At 70.3% G+C, this 17,384-nt stretch carries 13 protein-coding genes; 5 read left to right on the forward strand and 8 right to left on the reverse strand.

The genetic code is table 11. The features are described 5' to 3' along the window. Positions 1–10: 10 nt before the first annotated feature. The 3 genes from accB to ACPWT1_RS00845 form a co-directional block, all read right to left on the reverse strand. Positions 11–469 (reverse strand): acetyl-CoA carboxylase biotin carboxyl carrier protein, encoded by a 459-nt coding sequence (gene accB, locus ACPWT1_RS00835; RefSeq protein WP_427913552.1) that lies wholly within the window; start codon positions 467–469, stop codon positions 11–13. A gap of 137 nt (positions 470–606) precedes the next feature. After that, on the reverse strand, positions 607–1,155 hold the full coding sequence (locus ACPWT1_RS00840) for a TlpA family protein disulfide reductase (RefSeq protein WP_427913553.1): 549 nt from the start codon (positions 1,153–1,155) through the stop codon (positions 607–609). Next, a complete protein-coding gene (locus ACPWT1_RS00845; protein ID WP_427913554.1) occupies positions 1,152–1,742 on the reverse strand; it encodes a hypothetical protein in 591 nt (196 codons plus the stop codon). The genes ACPWT1_RS00840 and ACPWT1_RS00845 overlap by 4 nt, the downstream gene beginning before the upstream one ends. A gap of 81 nt (positions 1,743–1,823) precedes the next feature. On the opposite strand from ACPWT1_RS00845, the gene mpl reads away from it, so the two are divergent. Continuing rightward, the gene (gene mpl, locus ACPWT1_RS00850; RefSeq protein WP_427913555.1) at positions 1,824–3,209 is read left to right on the forward strand and encodes a UDP-N-acetylmuramate:L-alanyl-gamma-D-glutamyl-meso-diaminopimelate ligase; all 1,386 of its coding nucleotides are present in this window, start codon (positions 1,824–1,826) and stop codon (positions 3,207–3,209) included. A gap of 55 nt (positions 3,210–3,264) precedes the next feature. Then, the gene (locus ACPWT1_RS00855) at positions 3,265–4,140 is read left to right on the forward strand and encodes a CAP domain-containing protein (protein WP_427913556.1); all 876 of its coding nucleotides are present in this window, start codon (positions 3,265–3,267) and stop codon (positions 4,138–4,140) included. 9 nt (positions 4,141–4,149) lie between these two features. On the opposite strand, the gene ACPWT1_RS00860 is transcribed toward ACPWT1_RS00855, so the two are convergent. The 5 genes from ACPWT1_RS00860 to ACPWT1_RS00880 are packed head-to-tail and all read right to left on the reverse strand — an operon-like array spanning position 4,150 to position 9,267. Further along, a complete protein-coding gene (locus ACPWT1_RS00860; protein WP_427913557.1) occupies positions 4,150–4,908 on the reverse strand; it encodes a transglycosylase domain-containing protein in 759 nt (252 codons plus the stop codon). Between the two features lie 3 nt (positions 4,909–4,911). After that, positions 4,912–5,757 carry a shikimate dehydrogenase gene (aroE, locus tag ACPWT1_RS00865; protein ID WP_427913558.1) on the reverse strand — a complete coding sequence of 282 codons (846 nt, stop codon included), beginning with the start codon at positions 5,755–5,757 and terminating at the stop codon, positions 4,912–4,914. Next, positions 5,754–6,608 (reverse strand): energy transducer TonB, encoded by an 855-nt coding sequence (locus tag ACPWT1_RS00870; RefSeq protein ID WP_427913559.1) that lies wholly within the window; start codon positions 6,606–6,608, stop codon positions 5,754–5,756. Before ACPWT1_RS00870 ends, aroE begins: the two co-directional genes overlap by 4 nt. After that, positions 6,605–8,656, reverse strand: coding sequence for a ribonuclease catalytic domain-containing protein (locus tag ACPWT1_RS00875; protein ID WP_427913560.1), 2,052 nt, complete (start codon positions 8,654–8,656; stop codon positions 6,605–6,607). Before ACPWT1_RS00875 ends, ACPWT1_RS00870 begins: the two co-directional genes overlap by 4 nt. Before the next feature lie 23 nt (positions 8,657–8,679). Continuing rightward, positions 8,680–9,267 (reverse strand): YqiA/YcfP family alpha/beta fold hydrolase, encoded by a 588-nt coding sequence (locus ACPWT1_RS00880; RefSeq protein ID WP_427913561.1) that lies wholly within the window; start codon positions 9,265–9,267, stop codon positions 8,680–8,682. A gap of 334 nt (positions 9,268–9,601) precedes the next feature. On the opposite strand from ACPWT1_RS00880, the gene ACPWT1_RS00885 reads away from it, so the two are divergent. The 3 genes from ACPWT1_RS00885 to ACPWT1_RS00895 all read left to right on the forward strand — a co-directional run bounded on the left by ACPWT1_RS00885 (position 9,602) and on the right by ACPWT1_RS00895 (position 17,362). Beyond that, entirely contained in the window at positions 9,602–11,350 is a 1,749-nt protein-coding gene (locus ACPWT1_RS00885) for a hybrid sensor histidine kinase/response regulator (protein WP_427913562.1), read from the forward strand. Then, positions 11,350–12,753, forward strand: coding sequence for a GMC family oxidoreductase N-terminal domain-containing protein (locus ACPWT1_RS00890; RefSeq protein WP_427913563.1), 1,404 nt, complete (start codon positions 11,350–11,352; stop codon positions 12,751–12,753). The genes ACPWT1_RS00885 and ACPWT1_RS00890 overlap by 1 nt, the downstream gene beginning before the upstream one ends. Before the next feature lie 175 nt (positions 12,754–12,928). Continuing rightward, a complete protein-coding gene (locus ACPWT1_RS00895) occupies positions 12,929–17,362 on the forward strand; it encodes a GMC oxidoreductase (protein ID WP_427915622.1) in 4,434 nt (1,477 codons plus the stop codon). The last annotated feature ends 22 nt before the right edge of the window (positions 17,363–17,384 follow it).

Here is a 17,384-nt window from a genome sequence, read left to right on the forward strand (position 1 = left end):
CCCGCGGCCGTCACTCGATGATGAAGAGCGGCTGGCCGTACTCCACGGCCTGGCCGTTCTCGCACAGCACCTGCGTGACGGTGCCGGCCTTGTCGGCCTCGATCTCGTTGAGGATCTTCATCGCCTCGATGATGCAGATCGTGTCGCCTTGCTTGACCTGCGAGCCGATTTCCACGAACGCCTTGGCGCCGGGGCTGGAGGCCCGGTAGAAGGTGCCCACCATGGGCGACTTGACCGCATGGCCGGCCGGCTGCTCGGGCGCGGCCGCCGGTGCCGGGGCTGCGGCAGCCTGGGGCTGCAGTGCCGCCGGTGCGGGCATGGACGCCTGGACGGGCGCCATCATGTGCTGCACGACCTGGCCGCCGCCCTTGACGATCCGGACCTTGCCCTCGGCCTCCGTGATCTCCAGTTCCGAGACGTTCGACTCCGAGACGAGATCAATCAGCGTCTTGAGTTTTCGCAAATCCATGAAGTCTCCCCGCGCGTGACAAAGTGCGCGAATGTACCGCAAAAAGTCGGTAACTCAACGTTTATTTGCTGAACTTCGGCGATTGTTGCCGAATGCAGCCTGCGAACTGGAGGCTCGCGAAGGCGTCGGGCGGGCGGTCAGCCGGCGGTCCAGGCGTCCAGGTCGGCCCGGGACAGCTTGCCGATTCTACGCTGCCGTAGCGTCCCGTCAGGTCCCAGCAGGACCGTGAACGGCAGGCCTCCGCTGGTGTTCCCGAGGGTGCGGACGAGGTCGGTTCCCTGCAACCCGGCCAGCCCGATCGGGTACCGGACTGGTGTCCGGGCGAGGAACTGGCGCACCGACGAGGGCTGGTCGATGGCCAGGCCGACCACCTGCCAGCCCTTGGCGGACTGCTGTTGGGCAAATGCATCAAGCATCGGCATCTCTTCCACGCACGGCGGACACCACGTGGCCCAGAAGTTCACCAGGACCGTGTGGCCGCGCAGGCTGGCCATCGCCAGTTCGCCGCCCGAGGGCGTGGCAAAGGACTGCGTCCACAACGCATCCACGGCGCCGGCACCCGCGTCGCCGATGCGCATGCGCCACCACCCCACCCCCACGCCGGCCGCGGCAGCAGCAGCGGCAGCGCCAAGGAGGAGGCGACGGCGGGAGGGCGTCCCCGGTTTCGTTGCAACAGCGTCGTTCATTGCGCGGCCTCCAGCAGGGCAGCGACCGCCTGCCTGTCGCCCCGCGGTGTGCGGCCGCGTGCATCCGGGCGAAGGGCGCCGCGCAGGTCGTCGTGGTCATGGATCAGCAGGTGCACGCCGACCGGCTCGCCCAGGCCCGGACACACGCTGGACAGGCTGAGCGCTTCGACCGGCTGGCCGTTGAAGCCCGTGACGGTGCGCGGCTCGTAGTCGACGCCGTGCTCGATCAGTGCGATCTCGGCCGACTTGGGGTCGTCGCAGAACAGCTGCAGGTAGATGTCGGAGAGCCGCGTCGCCGTCCCGTGCCAGACCGCGCCGGCCAAGTGCGGACGGAACTGCGACAGCCGGTCCATCCAGGTGAGTGCGTGTTCGCGCAGCGCCTGCAGTTCGGCCGGTTGCGTGTCGGCGCAGAACACCGAGATGTAGTCGCGCACGGCGTCCTCGACGGCATCGTTGTCGGGCAGCGCCGCGCGCGCGTTCAGGCGCAACTGCTTGACGGCCCGCCGCTTGGCCGGACCGTATTCCAGGCCCTCTTCCACGACCATCCGGGCCGCCGTGGCGGCGATTTCGGCTTGCGCGCTATCCATTCGCGAATTCTGCCCGCAGCCCGCGGCGCGAACGCCGCGGCCCCGCGGAGATGCCCATCGCTGACACCGATAATTCAGCTCATGCATCTTCACATCCTGGGCATCTGCGGCACCTTCATGGGCGGCGTCGCCGCCCTGGTCCGGGAAGCCGGGCACACCGTCACCGGCTGCGACACCGGCGTCTATCCCCCGATGAGCGACCAGCTGCGCGAGCTGGGCATCGAACTGGTCGAAGGGTATGGCGCCGACCAGATGGCGTTCAAGCCCGACGTCTGGGTGGTCGGCAACGTGGTGTCCCGTGCACGCCAGCCCGATGGCTCCCCGCGCTATCCGCTGATGGAAGCCATCCTCGATGCCGGCGCGCCGTACACCAGCGGCCCGCAGTGGCTGGCCGAGCACGTGCTGCGGGATCGCCACGTGCTGGCCGTGGCCGGCACGCATGGCAAGACGACGACGACTTCCATGCTCACGTGGGTGCTGGAGCAGGCCGGGCTCGAACCCGGCTTCCTGGTCGGCGGCGTGCCGCTGAATTTCGGCCGCTCGGCACGGCTCGGGACCGGCAAGACCTTCGTGATCGAGGCCGACGAATACGACACCGCCTTCTTCGACAAGCGCAGCAAGTTCGTGCACTACCGGCCGCGCACCGCGGTGCTGAACAACCTGGAGTTCGACCACGCGGACATCTTCGACGACCTCGCGGCGATCGAGCGCCAGTTCCATCACCTCGTTCGCACCGTTCCCTCGACGGGCCGCGTCGTGGTCAACGGGCTCGAGGAGAGCCTGGCTCGCGTGCTGCACCAGGGCTGCTGGAGCGAGCAGCGCAGCTTCGGCGCCGCTGTGAGCGACTTCACCGCGCTCGGTGACCCGAGCGCGTTCGACGTGCTGCTGCGCGGCGAGCGCGTCGGGCGCGTGGAATGGGACCTCACCGGCACGCACAACCAGCTCAATGCGTTGGCGGCCATCGCGGCAGCCGACCACGTGGGCGTGTCGGCGCGGCAGGCCGCCAACGCGCTCGGCTCGTTCCAGAACGTCAAGCGCCGGATGGAACTGCGCGGCACCGTCGCGGGCATCGAGGTGTTCGACGATTTCGCGCACCATCCGACCGCGATCCGCACCACGCTCGATGGCCTGCGCCGCAAGCTCGGTCCGCAGGGCGGACGCATCCTGGCGGTGTTCGAGCCGCGCAGCAACACGATGAAGCTCGGCGCCATGAAGGCGCAGCTGCCCTGGAGCCTGGAACAGGCCGACCTGTCCTTCTGCCACGGCGGCGGCCTGGGCTGGGATCCGCGCGAAGCGCTGGCGCCCCTGGGCCAGCGCGCCATGGTGGGAGACACGATCGATGTCCTGGTCGAGCAGGTCGTCGCGGCCGCGCGGGAGGGCGACCACATCGTGTGCATGAGCAACGGCGGCTTCGGCGGCATCCACGCCAGGCTGCTGCAGGCGTTGGGCCAGCGGTTTTCGCGCTAGCCGAGCCCACTCCCGCCAGCACGCCGAACTGGTCGGCCACAACTGCTTGCCGCTGATGCGCCGCGCCACGCCTGCGGCGCAGAGCCATCGCTATCCTGCCGCGATGCTGCTGCGCGTCGCGTTGCTCCTGCTCTGGTTCTGCTTCGGCAGCATCGCAGGACCGGCCCACGCCGACGAAGCCTTCGATGCCGTCGCGCAGGCCCGGCGGCAATGCGCGAGCAGCGCGCCCGCCCTGCGCGACCAGCCACAGCTGCGCGACGCTGCGGCGCGCCTGGCCCGCGGCACCGCCCTCAAGGCAGCGCTGGACGCCAGCGGCTACCGGGCCCAGCGCAGCCTGGAATGGCGCCTCACGGGCTATGCCTCGCCGCAGGCCGTCACGCAGTACCTCGTGGCCAGCCAGTGCGGCAGCCTGCGCGATCCCGCCATCACCGAAGCCGGCGTCCTGCGCAGCGGCAGCAACTACTGGATCGTGGCGGCGGCGCCCTTTTCCCCGCCGTCGCAGGCCGACGCGAACGATGTCGCATCACGGGTGCTCAGCCTGGTCAACCACGCGCGTGCGCAGCCGCGCCGCTGCGGCAAGGAGTCGTTCAACGCCGCGCCGCCGCTGATCCTGGATGCCGCCCTCACGCGCGCTGCCGCGACGCAGGCCAACGCGATGGCCGCCGGCGACTTCCTGGAGCACCGGGGGCGGGATGGCAGCACGCCTGCGGATCGCGCGACACGGGCCGGCTACCACTGGCGCAGCGTGGGCGAGAACATCGCCATGGGCCAGACGACGCCCGAGGCGGTGGTGCAGGACTGGCTCAAGAGCCCGGAGCACTGCGCGAACATCATGGAGCCCGTGTTCCAGCACATGGGCATCGCTTTCGCGGTGCGTCCCAGCAGCGAGGGCGGCATCTACTGGGCGCAGACGTTCGGCCGAACGCGCTGACGCCAGGCGCTACGGCAGCTCGGCGTGCCGCATCCGCGCGACGATGGTCATCGCGCGATTGCTGAGGTAGCCCGAGTTCGGCACCTTCTCGAAGTACCGCGGTCGCGGCAGCATCACGGCCAGCCGGGCCGCCTCGTAGGCCGTGAGTTCGCTGGCGTGCTTGTGCCAGTAGTGCTGCGCGGCCGCCTCCGCGCCGAACACGCCCTCGCCCCACTCGATGCTGTTCAGATAGATCTCGAGGATGCGCTCCTTGGTGAGCAGCAACTCGAGCAGGTAGGTCAGCACGAACTCCTGGCCCTTGCGCAGCATCGTGCGCTCGCCCGAGAGCAGCAGGTTCTTGGCCAGCTGCTGGGTGATGGTGGAGCCCCCGACGATCTTGGGCGCGCGCTGTGCCACCGGCTGGGCGCTCGCGCGCAAGCGGGCGCCCGCACGCAGCTGGGCCTTCGCCGCCAGCTCCTGGGCCTTGGCATTCTTCTCCCACGCCTTCTCGACGGCCTCCCAGTCGATGCCATCGTGGTAGACGAAGTCGTCGTCCTCCGACGCGATCACGGCGCGCTTCAGGTTGTTCGAGAGCTGCTCGTACGGCACCCAGTGCTGCGCCCAATGCGCGCGGTCCTTCTCCCGGAAGATGCGCCACGCTTCCGAGCGCTGGAAGGTGGTGGACTGCGGCGCCACGCTGGCGGCCAGGCCGACGCGCAGCACGAAGAACAGCTCCAGGGCGAGGCCGGCCAGCACCAGCACCACGACCCAGCGCCAGAAAGCCCGCATGGGTCAGCCCCCCTGCAGCAGTGCGCGCAGGTCGCGCAGCACCGAACTGGTGGGCGGCCGCACGCCACGCCAGACCGCGAACGATTCGGCCGCCTGTTCGACCAGCATGCCGAGTCCGTCGCGCGGCTCGGCTCCATGTCGCCGGGCCCACGCGAGGAAGCCTTGCGCGGCGGCGCCGTACATCAGGTCGACGGCGAGGCTACCGGGCCGCAGCACCGAAGCCGGCACAGGCACGGCATCGCCCGCCAGGCTGCTGGCCGTGGCGTTCACCACCATGTCGAACGCGCCGAGTGCCTGCAATGCGTCCAGTGAGCAGGCCTGCAGAGGCACTGCGGCTTGCGCCGCCAATGCGGCGTGCGAGTCCGCCAGCGTCTGCGCCTTGGCGACGGTTCGATTGGCGACCACGATCCCGGCGGGCCTGGCCTGCAGCAAGGGACCGAGCACGCCGGCCGCCGCACCGCCCGCGCCCACCAGCAGCACGCGCTGCCCGGCGATGGCGCGCCCCGCACCCTGTTCGATGTCGCGCACCAGCCCGACCCCGTCCGTGTTGTCGCCGTACACGGAGGTGCCGTCGAACCGCAGCGTGTTGCACGCGCCAGCCAGACGTGCCCGGTCGCTGACGGCGGTGGCGAGGGCGATCGCCTCGAACTTGAACGGTACGGTGACGTTGCAGCCGCGGCCGCCCGATGCGCGGAAGCGTGCAATGGTTTCCACGAAGCCATCCAGCGGTGCCAGCAGCTTGTCGTACTGCACGGCCTGTCCCGTGAGCGCCGCGAAGCGGGCGTGGATCCAGGGCGACTTGCTGTGCTCGACCGGATGGCCGACCACCGCATAGCGGTCGGCGCTCATCGGCTGGTCAGCTTGGTTTCCAGGGTCTCGTCGCGGGTGAACTTGAAGCGCGAGACGACCACGATCTGGTCGGCGCGCCGGCGCATCGCGTCGCTGAAGTGGCCGAACGGCCCTGCTGCACGGGCGATGCTCTGCGCGCGGCGGTCGAGCGTGGTGTTGCCCGATGTCTCGACCACCTCGGTATCGATCACGCGGCCATCGAAGTTCACGGTGACGATCATGGTCAGCTCGCCATACAGCTTGCGGCCGGCCATCTCGGGGAAGTTCTGGGTGCCGCGGTCCTCGATGCGCCGGCGCAGCGCATCGTAGTAGACGGCGTAGACCTCCTCGCGCGTGGCCGGGCTGATGTAGCGCTTCTTGGGCCGCGCGTTTTCCTCGTTGATGCGGCGCTCGATCTCGGCCAGCGTGCGCACCAGCCGTCGGCGCTTTTCCTCGCGCTCGCGCGCTTCCGGCGAATTGGCCGCCTGCCTGGGATCCGGCGGGGGCATGGCCGCAAGCGTCTGCCGCAGGTGGGCCAGCATGAGCATCTGCTGCTCCTGCATGGTCTCGATGCGGCGCTGCGATTCCTCGGCTTCGTCGCCGATGCTGGTGAGTGCCGATGGCGGCAGCGGCGAGGTGGCGCGACCCGTCGCGGCTTCACCGCCGCCGGCCAGCGACGCCTGGGCGATGGCCTGCGCCTTGTCGGGCCGCTCGTTGCTGCGGGCGTTGACCAGCACGACTTCGAGTGGCGTGTCCTGGAACACCCGGTTGAAGCCCTCGGGGTCCACGAGCCGCACGGTGAGCAGCCCGGCATGGACCGCCACCGACACGCCCACCGCGATCTGCAGGGTGCTGAGGGACTTGAGGTTCACGAGGGCGGATTATCCGCCGCATTGTCGAGTTCGTCGCCCTCGGTGACGTCGACCGCGATGGCGATCGGGCCGGCCACGGGTTCTTCCTCCTCCCCACTGTCGTCTTCCGCCGACACCGGGGCCGCGGCCTCGATCCGCTCCACCACCGTGCCCGTCACCTCGAGCGAGATCTCGTCGGTGGCGCCGAGCCGCACGCGGACCTGCGAGCCGCGCGGCAGGCCGTCGGCCCCCATGACGGGCAGCACCAGCGGCAGGTCGTCGGCGCGCACCAGGCCCTCGCGGAACACCGTGCCCACCAGTTCCTTCACATCGTGCTGGTGCAGGTAACGCAGGGTCCAGAACCGCTCCATGCCGGCCTGGTAGCCGTTGTAGGCCGTCGAGGCCGCATCGAAGCTGGAGATGATGGAGAACAGGTCCGCGTCCTTCGGCTTGAAGGGCGCGGCCAGGGCCGCCGTGCGGCCGTGGCGTGCGGCCGCGATGATCTGCCACTGGTTCACCAGGTCGGTGTAGCGGCGCAGCGGCGAGGTGCTCCACGCGTAGCACTTCACCCCGATGCCGGCGTGCGGCGCCGCCTTGGTGCCCATGCGCACCTTGACGCCCGGTGCCAGGCTCGCCTGGCTGCGGTAGATGCCTGGGACGCCGAAGTCCGCCAGCAGCTGGCCCCACGTGCTGTTGGCCAGGATCATGGCCTCGGCGACGATCAGGTCCAGCGGGGCGCCGCGCCGGCGCACGGTGATCTCGACCTGCTCGCTGCCATCGGGCTCGCGCCCTTCGTTTCCTACGAGCTTGAAGTTGTAGTCCGGCCGGTTGAATGACTCGGGCTTGCCGCGCACCAGTTCGCGCTGGGCCTTGAGGTGCCGGGCCAATCGCCAGAGGAACGACAAAGGCTCGCGCAGCTGCGCCGCCGGCTCGGGCACCGCGCCCCCAGCGTTGCCCTCGAGCCAGCCTTCAGTGACGAAGGCGTCGAGCATGTCGTGGCGAAGGTTGGCCGCGATGGGCACACGCTCGACGCGGGTCGAACTCTCCTGCACCGCGAAGCTGGCCTCGTCGAGCACGACGTACAGCGACACGGCCGGGCAGTCCCGGCCCTCCTGCAGCGTGTAGGCCTGCACCACGTCGTCGGGCAGCATGGTGATCTTGTGGCCGGGCATGTAGACCGTCGACAGACGCTGCCGCGCCACCTGGTCGATGGCGGACCCGGGCTGCAGCGCCAGTCCCGGCGCGGCGATGTGGATGCCCAGCGTCACGCGTCCCGTGCCCAGCCCCTGCACCGACAGCGCATCGTCGATCTCGGTGGTGCTGGAATCGTCGATCGAGAACGCGGCCACGGCGGCGATCGGCAGGTCGTCCGCGATCGCGGGTGCCGACAGCGGCGGGAAACCGGTGCCCTTGGGGAAGTACTCGAACAGGAACCGCTTCCAGTGGAACTGGTAGGCCGAGTCGATGGCGCCCGCAGCCTGCAGCAGCGCGAGCGGCGCGGTGCGCGTCTGCCGCGAAGCCTCGACCACGGCCTTGTACTCGGCGCCGTTCTTGTCAGGCTTGAAGAGGATGCGGTACAGGTGTTCGCGGATCGGCGCCGGGCAGTGGCCCTGTGCCAGCTCGCCGGCCCACGCCGTGATCTGTGCCTGCACCTGCTTCTTCTTCTCGATCGCCGCGAGCGCCTGCTGCACGATCTCGGCCGGCGCCTTGCGGAAGCGCCCCTTGCCGGAGCGGCGGAAGTAGTGCGGCGCCTCGAACAGCCGGAACAACATCGCCGCCTGCTGGTCGAGGCTGGGCTTGTCGCTGAAGTATTCGCGGGCCAGGTCGTTGAAACCGAACTCGTCTTCCGGCGCGAACTCCCACGCGAGATCGAGCTCGATCTGCGGAGCCAGAGCCTGCGCCGACGCGATCAGTTCGGCCGGTTGCGGCTTGTCGAACTTGAGCAGGACGTTGGCGGCCTTGACCTTGACGCGCTTGCCGGTCTCCAGCTCGATCTGCGACGAGGCTTCGGCTTCGGACAACACGCGTCCGGCCTGGAACTTGCCGGCCTCTTCGAACAATGCATGCATCGCCGGGATTGTCCCATGCGACCTCAGCGCGACAGCTGCAGGAAGGCCAGCACCTCGGGCAGCTGCGCCTCGAAGCCGGAGAGCGCATGGTCGCCACCTTCCAGCAGCAGGATGCGCGAGTCCGGATAGCGGGCCACCATCTCGCGCCAGTCGAGCACCTCGTCGCCCTTGGCGATCACGGCCATCACCTGCTGCGGCTGCCGCAGCGGCCCGGGCTCCAGCGCCGCCAGTTCGTCGACGTATGCCGGCGCGAAGAAGAACCGCTGCGACGGGTCGTGCCAGGCGGCGTGGTCACCGATATGCCGGGCCAGGTCACGAGCCGGGTGCACGGCAGGATTGAGCACCGCAGCCCGGCAGCCGGTGGCCTGCGCGACGCAGGTGGCATAGAAACCGCCGAGCGATGAGCCGATCACGGCCATGCTGTCCCTCGGCCATGCCGCGATGCCTTGCTGCACCAGGTCCATCGCGGCCCTGGGCGACGGCGGCAATTGCGGACACCACCAGGTCACCTCGGGATGGACGCGGGCCACGTGCGCGGCGACCTGCCGGGCCTTGGTCGAGAGAGGCGAGGAGCGGAAGCCGTGCAGGTAGAGCAGATGCGTCGTGGGCACGGCTGCATCGTGGCAGAAAAAAACCTCGCTGGCGACTGCCAGCGAGGCCGAACAGCGGGGCCGGTGTGCCGACCAGCCCCGCAGGACCTGTGACGGCCGGGCCGACGGTCCTGGAGTCCCTCTTCCTCCTGGCTGCCACGGTAATCGCCGGCGCCTTGCGCGTGATCGCCCGAACGGCCGATTGGGCAACGCCGCTCCAGCCGTGTTGGCTCGCTGCCACGTGGGTAGCGACCCGGATGCGGGCAACCCGCGGACTGCCTCACACTGTGACGTGGCGCGGAGGGAGAGGGCCTGAAGGTCCCTGGGGCGCACGCAAGAAGAAGGAGAAGAAGCAATGACCTTCGCCACCGGAGCGGGGGACGCGGCCGACGAGCTGACGCGGCGCAGCGTCGAGATCATGCTGTCGCAGACGCGCGCCGGCGCTGCGGCCCTGTCGCTGGCCGGCCTGCTGTACGGCGTGGTGCTGGTGCCGCGGGTGGGCTGGTTCGCCTGGCTGGGCTGGTACCTGGTGCTGGTGGGCAGCCTGGTGGCACGCCAGCTGCACTTCGCACGCCTCGTCGCGCGCAAGGGCGAAACGCGGCAGACCCTGCGCGCCGTCGGTCTGCTGACCATGGCCACCGGCCTCGTGCCACCGGCCTGCGTGCCGCTCTTCGTAGGTTCGCTCGACCTCGCCGACATCGGCGTGCTCACGGTGCTGACCCTCGGCGCGCTGTCGGCCGCCATCGCCGTGATCGGCGTGCTGCCGCGCATCTATGCGGCCTACATGGTGAGCTCGCTGGCCATGGTGTACGTCGGCTGGCTGGCGCACGCGGCCCGCAGGGAGCAGGTCATCATCGGCGCGGCGATGGTGCTCGGCGGCGTGATGCTGCAGCGCGCGGTGTGGACGTCGTGGAAGCAGTTGCGCGACAACGTCGAGATCGGCGTGCACAACGTCCACCTGGTCGACCAGCTACGCGCCGCGCTGGAGAAGCAGCAGGACATCCAGCGGGCACGCTCGCGCTTCCTCGGCGCGGCCAGCCACGACCTGCGCCAGCCGGTGCAGGCGCTGCTCTTCCTCTCGGACATCTTCCGCCGCTCGGCCGACACCGCGCGCCGCGAGACCATCGCGCAGCAGATCGTGCGCACCGGCGAGTCCATCGACACCATGTTCCGGCACCTGGTGGATTTCGCGCAGATCGACGCCGGCACGATGAAGGCGAACCTGCAACCCGTGCAGCTGGGCCGGCTGGTGCAGGCCACGGTGACGGGCTTCGCCGAGAAGTGCGCGGCGAAGGGCCTGCATTTCAGGCTCGACCTGCAGGCCGACGGAACGGCGATGGCCGACCCGGTGCTGCTCGAGCGCGTGCTGCGCAACTTCCTCGACAACGCCTGGAAATACTCGCTGCGCGGCGAGATCGTGCTGTCGGTGCGCGCGATGGGCGAGCAGCTGGAAGTGATCGTGCAGGACCAGGGCGTCGGCATGGACCAGGAAGACCTGGCGCAGGTCTGGAGTGCGTTCCAGCGCGGCCGCTCGGCCGCGCTGGCCGAAGCCGAGGGCATCGGCCTTGGCCTGGCCATCTGCCGCCACATGGCCGACCTGATGCAGGTGCCGCTGCAGCTGCTATCACGGCCGGGCGAGGGCACGCGCGTGGCCCTGCGGCTGGCCACTCCGCCCGAGACCGAGGCGCCGCCCCGCCCGGCTGCATCCACGCTGCCGCTGGACCTCAGTGGCCGAGTGATCGCGCTGATCGAAAACGACAAGCTGGCACGCGAGGCGCTCATCGCCTGGCTGCGCGAAGCCGGCGCGGTGGTCGCCGCTGGCATCGACCTGCCGCAGTTGCAGCAGGCGCTGCTGCAGCTCGGCCGGCGGCCGGACTGCCTCCTGGCCGACTACCGCCTGGCACAAGGCGACGGTGTGCAGGCGGTGGCGACGTTGCGCGCCCAGTACGGGCCGGTGCCGGCCCTGATCCTGTCCGGCGAGCCCGATCTGCACGATCGCGGCATCGGCCTGCCCTGCCTGCAGAAGCCCGTCGCGCCCGACAAGCTGATGGAGCAGCTGCGGCGGCTGCTGCTGATCGCCGAAATCCCGACGGAGACCGCCTGATGGCATCGACCAGCCCGCGCCACGACCACTCGATTTCGGTGCCGTGGCGCGACTGGCTGGAGGGCACCGACTGGTCCGGGCGCGACCTCACCACCGCCTTCGACGCCATCGTCATCGGCTCGGGTTACGGCGGCAGCGTTGCCGCCCTGCGGCTGGCGAAGAAGGGCTATCGCACGCTGGTGCTCGAGCGCGGCGGCGAGTACCTGCCGGGCGACTTCCCGAACGACTTCGGCCTGGTGCCCAAGGCACTGCGCATCAACGTGCCCGCCGAGGGACTGCCCGCGGGCCGCGCCAGCGGGCTGCTGGAGTTGCATCTCGGCCAGGGCATGGTCGCCATCACCGGCAATGGCCTGGGCGGTGGCAGCCTCGTCAACGCGGGCGTTGCCATCCAGCCCGACGCCGACGTGTTCGCGCAAGCGGCCTGGCCGGCCTCGATCCGCACCGGCAGCGACGGCGGCCTCGCCCCCTTCTTCGCGCGGGCGCGCGGGCAGCTGCGCGCCAGGACCTGGACATCGGACCTGCCGGGCGACGGTGGCCGCCTTCGCAAGACGCAGGCACTGGAGCGGCTGGGCGAGACCCTGGATGCACCAGTGCGGCCAATGGACCTCACCATCGACGCCGACGCCTGCATCCGCTGCGGCGACTGCGCCTCGGGCTGCAACGTGCCCGGGGCCAAGCAGACGCTGGCGCAGACGTATCTGCTCGAAGCGATGGCTACGGGACTGGTGCGCATCGTCACGCAGGCCGAGGTGTACCGGTTCGCGCCGGACACCGACGGGGACTCGTTCCAGTGGCAGGTGCACGCCTTCGCCACCGATGCGCAGCACCAGTTCACCGCCACGCGCGACCTGTTCGCTGAAACGCAGGCCGCAGCCACGCATCGCATCCTGCGCGCGCCGCTGCTGTTCGTGTGTGCCGGCACGCTGGGCAGCACGCAGCTGCTGCAACGCTCGCAGGCGAGAGCCGGCGGAGCCCTCTCGTTCTCGGCGAAGCTCGGGCAGCAGGTGTCCGGCAACGGCGACAGCCTCGGCTGGGTCGTGGACGAGCCGCAGATGGTCAGCAGCATGGGCCGGGGCGAGGCCGGGCAGGTCCGAGTGGGAGAAGGCGCAGCGGCAGGCGCCCTACGCAGCCGACAAGATCGTGGGCCCCACCATCACGGCGGCGGCCGACCTCCGCAAGACCACACTTGGCCTGGAGCAGCGGCTGCTGGTGCAGGACGGGGCCGTGCCACGCGCCATCGCCTTGCTGTCGCGCGAGCTGCTCGCCAGCGCCCGCACCTTGCAGCAGCTCGATCGCTGGTGGTTTCGCAAGCCCGCACACCCCGGCGCCGCGGCGGAGGATCCGCTGGGAGCCAGCGCGGCTGCTGCGCAGCACAGCCAGGTGCTGCTGGCGATGGGCCATGACGGTTCGCCCGCCAAGCTGGTGTGGCTCGAAGGGAGCGACCGCACGGCGCCGTACCTGCTCGATCCGCAGGAGCTACCCACCTACCAGGCGCAGCAGCGCCTGTTCGACAAGCTGGGCGCGCGCCATCTGCACCTGCCGCTCTGGCAGCCACTGCCGCGCTCGGCGACCGAGCTGATGGAGGGACCGACGCCCTCGCCCACCGTGACCACCGTGCATCCGCTGGGCGGGTGCGTGATGGGGGACCGGCCCGACGATGGCGTGGTCGACGACCTCGGCCGGGTCTGGGTGCAGGATGCAGGCGCGCCGGAGATCCCGCCGGCCGCCATCGAGCCGGAGTCGCAGGGCGAAGGCTCACGCCTGCGTCCGCACCGCTATCGCGGGCTCCACGTGCTCGACGGGTCGATCGTGCCGACGGCGCTCGGCTGCAACCCGCTGCTCACGATCACCGCGCTGGCCGAACGCGCCCTCGAGGCGATCCCGCCGAAGCCCGGCTCGACCGCGAGGCTGCAACCTGCACACACGCCGCGACGCGCCACGTCCGCGCCGCCCTCCCCCGATCTCGCTGTCGACGCCACCCTCAACGAGACGCTGCTGGCGGACGACCTTCGGGTGCATGGACAACTGGCGAAAGCGCTGGGACGCAAGTCCACCGTTGCGCGGCTGGAAGCGAGCTTCCCGACGGGAGACCTGCCGGGGATGCTCACCGCCGGGCGCCACGAATTGCCGGTGCAAGCCACGTTGTGGCTCGACGCCACCGTGATGCGCCATGGCGAGGCACGCGACGAGCCAGTGCAATACCGGGCCACGGAGGGCCAGCTGCTGCTGCTGCCGGCGCACTGGGCCAGCAGCGGCGTGTGGCCGTTCGCGTCGACGATGGTGCAGCTCGTAGCCGTGGTGGGATCAGCTTGCTGGATCGGAATCGCACTCCGGCATCGGGCATGGCTGTCGGCGCTCGAAGGCGTCGCCGTCCTGGGTGCCTTGGGCATCGTGCTGCCGCTCTCGCGAGCAGTGATCACATGGGCCGTCATCCGGGGTGTCCGTGACGCCAGGGACAGCCGGCCCACGCGGACACTGGCGCAACGACTCCGGAGGCTGGTCCCGCTGTTCTGGTCGATGCTCAAGCAGATGGTGCATGCCAGCGAGAAGCGCGTCATGCGCTATCGCGTGTCGCTGCAGCGCCATGCGGCGCCGCACGATGTGCAGGTGCCCGAGCGCCTGACCCTGATCGGGCACAAGCGCGTGGCGTACCGAGCCAGCGTCGCGGAGGTGCTGTCCTGGGCGTGGTCGACGGTCCGTCGCCGCCAGACCCGCATCCGCGAGACGTTCTGGGAACAGGTGATGGATGCGCAGTTGCAGCTGTTCGCTGTCGGTCCAGGTGCTCGCTGGGCCTGGGCGCAAGGGCGCTTCCGCATGGGGTTCGAGAGCCTGGCCGGCCTGGGCCAGCCCGGCACCAAGGGACTGCGCGGCCCGATCGCGTTGGGCTGCCGGGGAGACACGTCCACCGGACTTCTTGCGGCCGCGGGCTATCCGCTGCTGTTCCTGCGCTTCGCGCTCAAGACGCGCATGCTCGACTTCAGGCTGCCGAACTACTCGGGCCAGCCGGTCACCGACTCGCTCGTGGATCCGCCGGCCCTGCGCCTGTCGCCCAGCCGAAGGTCGGCCGCCGAACTGCACTGGGTCCAAGACGTGCCGCGCGGCGAGTGCCGCAGCGACACCGGCGAGGAACCCTGCGCGCCGCTGCGCCTGCCGCTGTGGCGCTACCGGCTGCGCGATGCGGCGGGCGAACCGCAGGCTTGCGAGGTGCTGGCCGGCAGCTGGAACGGCGTGCCCGTCGCACGAGCCAAGGCCGTGCTGCTGCTGCATGCCTTCGGCCAGTCGGGCCTTACCTACACCTTCCAGACCACGCGCCAGACCCTCGCCGAACGCTTCCTGCGCCAGGGCTATGAGGTGTGGATCCTGGAGCTGCGCATGTCCACTCGCAGCGGCTACGGCGCCGAGCCCTGCACGGTCGACCAGCTGGGCGCGCATGACGTCCCGTGCGCGGTGGACCACATCCTCGAGTGCCTGCAGGGTGAGTCGCGGGACGAGGGACTGCGCGCCCGCCCCTGGCAGATCGCGGCCTATGCGCACTGCATCGGCTCGGCCTCCATGTGGATGGCGCTGCTCGGCGGCAAGCTCACCCACGGCATCGCGCCGGTCGACGGCAGCGATGGCGGCGCACGCCTGTCGAAGCTGTCGCACCTGATGTCGAGCCAGTTGCATCCGTGGGTGGTCGGCGCGCGCGACGCACAGGCCAAGACCTGGGTGCCTGCGCTGCTGGCCAAGGTCTGGCGGCGCGGTGCCGTGCCGTTCGCGGTGCGCGGGCCGCAGCATGGCGTGCTGGGACTGCTGATGGACCGCGTCTTCGGCAGCCTGCCGGCACCGATCGACGAGGACCGGCGGCCCGGGCAGGCGACGCACGACGACGCCGCCGCGACGTGCCGTCGCATCCGCTACATCGACGCGCCGCTGTTCGACCACGCCCATATCGGCGACGCCACGCTGGCCATCATGAACCAGCTGTTCGGCGATGCGAACCTGCGCCTGTTCGCGCAGGCCCGCCGCTTCATCGAACGCGGGCGGCTCGTCGATGAGGACGGCATCAACAGCTACGTCACCGACGACAACATCGCGAAGCACCTGGCATTCCCGATCCAGCTGCTGCACGGCGAGAACAACCAGCTGTTCGACGTCGCCGGCGCCGAGACGACGTTCCGGCGCCTGCACCAGCACCACGGCGGCTGGCAGCGCGCGTTCTGCGCCGGCGTCGATGGCAAGCCACGCTACCTGCGGGTGCCCGGCTACGGCCACCTCGATCCGCTGATCGGCGATCGCGCGCACATCGACGTGTACCGGCAGGTGGTGCGGTTCTTCCGCAAGACCCACGAGAGGGTCGATCACGCGGCGGCGCCGGATACGGTGGTTGGCTGGAGCCTGCGCGCGCCACGCGTGGGTCCGTTCGTGGGATGGGTGCGCGAGGAAGGCAGGCACGCGGTCATGCGCGTGAGCTTCATGCCCGATGACGGCGGCCTGGGCGTCGCGCCTACGGTGCGGCTGCGCTACTGGTGCCGCGATCGCCTGCAGTTCATCACCTGGCCCGAAGCCGTCTCGTGGGAGGTTTACGAGACGGCCGCCGTGCGCATGGTCTGGGCCGACGTGCGCGTGCCTGCCACCGACGCGCCCGAGCACTGGCAGCTGCTCGTGTTCCTGCCCACGCGGGCACGGGACGAAGGGCCGGAGGAAGGCCCCGATGCGAGCGACGAACAGCTGGAGTCATGGATCGACGACATGAACGAGGCCGATCGCACGCCGTTCACCCGGCTGCCGCTGGCACCGACGAACCATGGAATGCGACGCGCCGAGTTCTGCCTGCCGCCGGTCACCCTCGAATCACTGCCCGCGGGTCGCGACGTCATGTTCGCCGTCGGCAGTTGCCGGCATCCCGGGCTCGGCCTCGACCAGCTGCGCGTCGACGGCAGCGTGCGTCGATTCCTCCACGGCACGCTGCCCGAGCAGGTGGCCTTCGCCACGCTGCTCGGCGACCAGATCTATGCCGATGCGACTGCCGGCCTGGTGGATCCGCTCAGCCCGGTGGAACGCTTCCACGAGCGCCACGAGACCGCTTTCGCGCGCGGCCGCCTGGGCGACCTGCTGGCCGCGCTGCCGGTCTACATGACCGCCGACGACCACGAGTGGATCGACAACTATCCGCTCGGCTCGCCGCTGGTGAGGCGGCCCTGGCCGCAGTGGACGAATCCGTCGCTGCCGTTCGACGAGGACGACGCGCGGGTGGCTGCGATGGCGGCGGAGGCGGTGACTGCGTTCCAGCGGCTGCAGTCACCCATCGGTGCCGCGATGGCCGGGCACTACACCTTCCGCCACGGGTGCACGCGCGTGTTCTCGCTGGACACGCGGTCGAACCGCCAGCGCAACCGGCCCGAGATCGTGCCGGACCTGCTGGCCCTGGAAGCGTGGCTGCGGGAGCCCGAAGCGCAGCACTCGCTGAACGTGGTGATGTGCGGCTCGGTGGTGCTGCCCGGACTGGAGCCCGGCTCCGATCCCGGCAGCCCCGGCGCGACGGACACCTGGCAGCAGGCACCGCTGCAGCGCCTGCACTTGCTGCAGCTGCTGGTCAGGCACGCCCGCGGCCGCTTCCTGCTGCTCTCGGGCGATTACCACGTGAGCGGGGCCGCGGTCCTGCTGGTGGACGGCGAGCCCGTGGGCGCCGCGGTGGTCGCGCCGCCGCTCTATGCGCCGCTGTTGTATGCCAACAGCGCGCCCGCGTCGGTGTTCACGGCCGAGACGATAGCCCTGGGCGGCGGGGAGGTCCTCAGCATGCAGGTGCCGCGCGGGGGCGAGTTCACGACCGGATCGGGCCTGGGCTTCATCAGCGTGCAGCTCCGCTCCGCAGGCCTCGCCATCACGTACCAGCGCAAGCTGTGGGTGTGGGAGCAGGGCCTGGCCAAGGACTGTGCCTGCGACCTGGGAATCCCGCCAGACGAAGCCGCACGACGGAGCCTCGAACCTTGCCAGGTGGGGCTCGACCCGGCATCCAGCGCCGGCGTCTGATCGAGCTCGGGGACGGGATCGC

Origin of the sequence: Ramlibacter sp. MMS24-I3-19 (genome assembly GCF_050320135.1) — a bacterium.
Lineage (GTDB): Bacteria > Pseudomonadota > Gammaproteobacteria > Burkholderiales > Burkholderiaceae_C > Ramlibacter.

Coding starts and splice junctions, on each gene's coding strand:
- accB (WP_427913552.1), bottom strand. CDS start 469: ATGGATTTGCGAAAACTCAAGACGCTGATTGATCTCGTCTCGGAGTCG.
- ACPWT1_RS00840 (WP_427913553.1), bottom strand. CDS start 1,155: ATGAACGACGCTGTTGCAACGAAACCGGGGACGCCCTCCCGCCGTCGC.
- ACPWT1_RS00845 (WP_427913554.1), bottom strand. CDS start 1,742: ATGGATAGCGCGCAAGCCGAAATCGCCGCCACGGCGGCCCGGATGGTC.
- mpl (WP_427913555.1), top strand. CDS start 1,824: ATGCATCTTCACATCCTGGGCATCTGCGGCACCTTCATGGGCGGCGTC.
- ACPWT1_RS00855 (WP_427913556.1), top strand. CDS start 3,265: ATGCGCCGCGCCACGCCTGCGGCGCAGAGCCATCGCTATCCTGCCGCG.
- ACPWT1_RS00860 (WP_427913557.1), bottom strand. CDS start 4,908: ATGCGGGCTTTCTGGCGCTGGGTCGTGGTGCTGGTGCTGGCCGGCCTC.
- aroE (WP_427913558.1), bottom strand. CDS start 5,757: ATGAGCGCCGACCGCTATGCGGTGGTCGGCCATCCGGTCGAGCACAGC.
- ACPWT1_RS00875 (WP_427913560.1), bottom strand. CDS start 8,656: ATGCATGCATTGTTCGAAGAGGCCGGCAAGTTCCAGGCCGGACGCGTG.
- ACPWT1_RS00885 (WP_427913562.1), top strand. CDS start 9,602: ATGACCTTCGCCACCGGAGCGGGGGACGCGGCCGACGAGCTGACGCGG.
- ACPWT1_RS00890 (WP_427913563.1), top strand. CDS start 11,350: ATGGCATCGACCAGCCCGCGCCACGACCACTCGATTTCGGTGCCGTGG.
- ACPWT1_RS00895 (WP_427915622.1), top strand. CDS start 12,929: ATGGAGGGACCGACGCCCTCGCCCACCGTGACCACCGTGCATCCGCTG.